Source organism: Pseudomonas sp. P5_A2_2 (assembly GCF_054177685.1).
Window position 1 is genome coordinate 1 of record NZ_JBGCUL010000479.1, and the last position, 3454, is coordinate 3454.

Genomic DNA, 3454 nt, shown 5'->3' on the forward strand with positions numbered 1-3454 from the left:
GCGGACTACGTGGGCGATGGCATCGGTTTCACGGATGTTGGCCAAGAACTTGTTGCCCAGGCCTTCACCTTTCGACGCGCCGGCAACCAGGCCCGCGATGTCGACGAATTCCATGGTGGTCGGCAGGATGCGCTTTGGATTGACGATGGCAGCCAGGGCATCCAGGCGCGGATCCGGCATCGGCACGATACCGCTGTTCGGCTCGATGGTGCAGAAGGGGAAGTTCTCGGCCGCGATCCCGGACTTGGTCAGGGCGTTGAACAGGGTGGACTTGCCGACGTTAGGCAGGCCGACGATGCCGCAATTGAATCCCATGGTGTTTCCCCTCGGGTAAAAGTCAGGCCTTCTGGCTGTGCAGGGTTTTCATCGCGCGGTTCCATTCCCCGGCGAGGATATCCGGCAGCACGCCGAGGGCAAAGTCGATGCTGGCATCGAGTTTTTCCTGTTCGGCGCGTGGCGCACGACCCAGGACGAAATTTGAAACCATACTGGCAACGCCCGGGTGGCCAATGCCAAGCCGCAAGCGATGAAAGGTATTCTGATTGCCCAGTTGCGCAATGATGTCGCGCAACCCGTTGTGACCGCCATGGCCGCCGCCCTGCTTGAGCTTGGCAACGCCGGGTGGCAGGTCGAGTTCGTCGTGCGCCACGAGGATTTCTTCAGGCGTGATGCGGAAGAAACCGGCGAGTGCCGCCACGGCTTGGCCGCTGCGGTTCATGTACGTGGTGGGAATCAGCAGACGAACATCCTGACCCTGATGCGAATAGCGCCCGGTCAGGCCGAAATACTTGCGGTCCGCCACAAGGTTGACGCCTTGTGCGTTCGCGATGCGCTCAACAAAAAGGGCCCCTGCGTTATGCCGGGTCTGTTCGTATTCAGCGCCTGGATTTCCCAGGCCAACGATCAGTTTGATGGCAGTCACGATAGGGGCCCTTCATTGGAGTGGTGGATAACATCGCCGCAATCAGGGAGAGCGGCGAAAGTGGACGAAAATAGCTCATTTACCATGATGTAAACTCCGCGTTCTCGCCCGCTTTCTCGCTACGCTCTAGTCCGCGATGTTTCCGGTCACTCCGGCGTACAGAGTAAAATTACTCTGCAGCGCCTTCTGCAGCTTCTGGAGCAACACGTGGAGCGTGGACGTTGGCAACAGCCTTGTCATCGCCGTGTGCCAGGGCCACGAACTCAACGCCTTTAGGCGCTTTGAGGTCCGACAGGTGAATGATCGAACCGATTTCAGCGTTAGCCAGGTCGACTTCGATGAACTCAGGCAGATCTTTCGGCAGGCAGGAAACTTCGATCTCGGCAACAACGTGCGAGATTTCGCCGCCTTTCTTGGTCGGTGCTTCTTCGTTGATGAAGTGCACTGGAACGATAGCGGTCAGTTTCTGGCCAGCTACTACGCGTACGAAGTCAGCGTGCATCACGTGGCCTTTGGCCGGGTGACGCTGCAGGGCTTTGATCACGACGTTCTGCTTGGTGCCACCAACGTTCAGCTCGATGATGTGGCTGTAAGCCGCTTCGTTTTCGAGCAGTTTGGCAACTTCTTTGGCCAGCATGCTGATGGATTCAGGGGCTTTTTCGCCACCGTAAACTACAGCTGGAACCAGGCTTGCGAGACGACGCAGGCGGCGGCTCGCACCTTTCCCCAGGTCGGAACGCACTTCAGCATTCAGGGTAAAATCGTTCATGTTGTATCTCCAAAATAACCACATTCGCCCCAGCGTTTGCGACCAGCGCTAAAGGCGATATGGGCAAAWAAGCCCCGCCCCGACAGGAATGCCAGGGCGGGGCGCTTTTCGTCAACGAGACATTTCGAGAAGGGCAGGGCCCTTAGCGGAACATCGCACTGATCGATTCTTCATTGCTGATGCGGCGGACCGCCTCGGCAACTACCGGCGCGATATCCAGTTGACGGATACGCGAGCAGGCTTGTGCAGCAGCGGACAACGGGATGGTGTTAGTCACCACCAGTTCGTCCAGCATGGAATTTTCGATGTTTTCGATCGCCCGACCGGACAGCACAGGGTGTGTGCAGTAGGCGAAAACCTTGGCAGCACCATGCTCTTTCAGGGCCTTGGCCGCGTGGCACAGGGTGCCGGCGGTATCGACCATGTCATCGACCAGAATACAGGTACGCCCTTCGACATCACCGATGATATGCATCACTTCAGAGTGATTGGCTTTCTCACGGCGTTTGTCGATGATCCCGAGATCCACGCCCAGGGATTTGGCAACGGCACGTGCACGCACGACGCCGCCAATGTCCGGGGACACGATCATCAGGTTTTCGAAGCGCTGATCTTCGATGTCATCCACCAGAACCGGGGAGCCGTAGATGTTATCTACCGGAATATCGAAGAAACCCTGGATTTGGTCAGCATGCAGATCAACCGTGAGAACACGGTCGATGCCGACTACGGTAAGCATGTCAGCCACGACTTTCGCGCTGATAGCCACACGTGCGGAACGCGGACGGCGATCCTGACGGGCATAACCAAAGTAAGGAATAACAGCAGTGATACGAGTAGCCGAGGAGCGGCGGAAGGCATCAGCCATCACTACCAGTTCCATCAGGTTATCGTTGGTCGGAGCGCAAGTCGGCTGAATAATGAAGACGTCTTTACCGCGGACGTTTTCATTGATCTCGGCTGTAATTTCGCCGTCGGAAAATTTACCGACAGAGATGTCACCGAGAGGGATATGCAGCTGACGTACGACACGCCGAGCCAGATCGGGGTTAGCGTTCCCCGTAAAGACCATCATCTTGGACACGCGCAGTACCTGAAGGCTGAGGGTAACCTGGATGAGTATAGGAAAATGGCAGGGGCGGCTGGATTCGAACCAACGCATGGCAGGATCAAAACCTGCTGCCTTACCGCTTGGCGACGCCCCTGTATCTGTTGCAACGATTACCCGGTAATCGGTTCCTTTAGAGCAGACTTCGCAGCTTGCGATGCAACATCGAAACGTTGCTTCCTTTTGCTACAAAACCTGTAAGGGTCTCTGTCAGAAGGGCCGAGACTTTATCAGCTTCAGCTTTGCTTGGGAAGCCCCCAAACACACAACTTCCAGTTCCGGTGAGTTTTGCTTCGGTAAATTTACCTAACAAATTCAAAGCGTTACGTACCTCTGGATAACGCCTTGTTACCACCGGCAAGCAGTCATTTCGACTGTTTCCCTTGGGAACGGGGCGCACTTTAATGGGAGGAGTGTTACGTGTCAACAACGGATCTGAAAAAATTTCTGCCGTACTTACAGAGACTTGCGGCACCAGCACCAGATACCACGGTTCTTCCGGGTCGACAGGGGTCAGTTTCTCCCCCACGCCCTCGGCGAAAGCCGCGTGGCCACGTACGAAAACCGGGACGTCGGCGCCCAGCGTCAACCCCAGGCCAGCCAGGCGATCTTCATCCCAGCCTAATTGCCACAGGTGATTGAGGCCGAGCAAAGT

Annotated in this window: 5 protein-coding genes and 1 tRNA gene; all 6 read right to left on the reverse strand. The window is 56.5% G+C overall.

Annotated features, from left to right (window positions below; translation table 11 throughout):
- Window positions 1-315: GTPase (locus ACXRVY_RS20730; RefSeq protein ID WP_458238125.1), on the reverse strand; the 315-nt coding region annotated here is incomplete at its 3' end.
- Between the two features lie 22 nt (window positions 316-337).
- The gene (gene pth / locus ACXRVY_RS20735; RefSeq protein ID WP_223461112.1) at window positions 338-922 is read right to left on the reverse strand and encodes an aminoacyl-tRNA hydrolase; all 585 of its coding nucleotides are present in this window, start codon (window positions 920-922) and stop codon (window positions 338-340) included.
- Window positions 923-1091: 169 nt separating this feature from the next.
- Window positions 1092-1691 (reverse strand): 50S ribosomal protein L25/general stress protein Ctc, encoded by a 600-nt coding sequence (locus tag ACXRVY_RS20740; protein ID WP_008046051.1) that lies wholly within the window; start codon window positions 1689-1691, stop codon window positions 1092-1094.
- 142 nt (window positions 1692-1833) lie between these two features.
- Window positions 1834-2775 carry a ribose-phosphate pyrophosphokinase gene (locus ACXRVY_RS20745; protein WP_003208392.1) on the reverse strand — a complete coding sequence of 314 codons (942 nt, stop codon included), beginning with the start codon at window positions 2773-2775 and terminating at the stop codon, window positions 1834-1836.
- Between the two features lie 46 nt (window positions 2776-2821).
- Window positions 2822-2896 (reverse strand) — tRNA-Gln (locus ACXRVY_RS20750).
- 36 nt (window positions 2897-2932) lie between these two features.
- On the reverse strand, window positions 2933-3454 hold a 522-nt coding region (gene ispE, locus ACXRVY_RS20755), incomplete at its 5' end, for a 4-(cytidine 5'-diphospho)-2-C-methyl-D-erythritol kinase (protein WP_458238126.1).

Bases quoted from the DNA above. Each gene is read 5' to 3' on its own strand.
- ACXRVY_RS20740 (WP_008046051.1), bottom strand. From the start codon at position 1,691: ATGAACGATTTTACCCTGAATGCTGAAGTGCGTTCCGACCTGGGGAAA.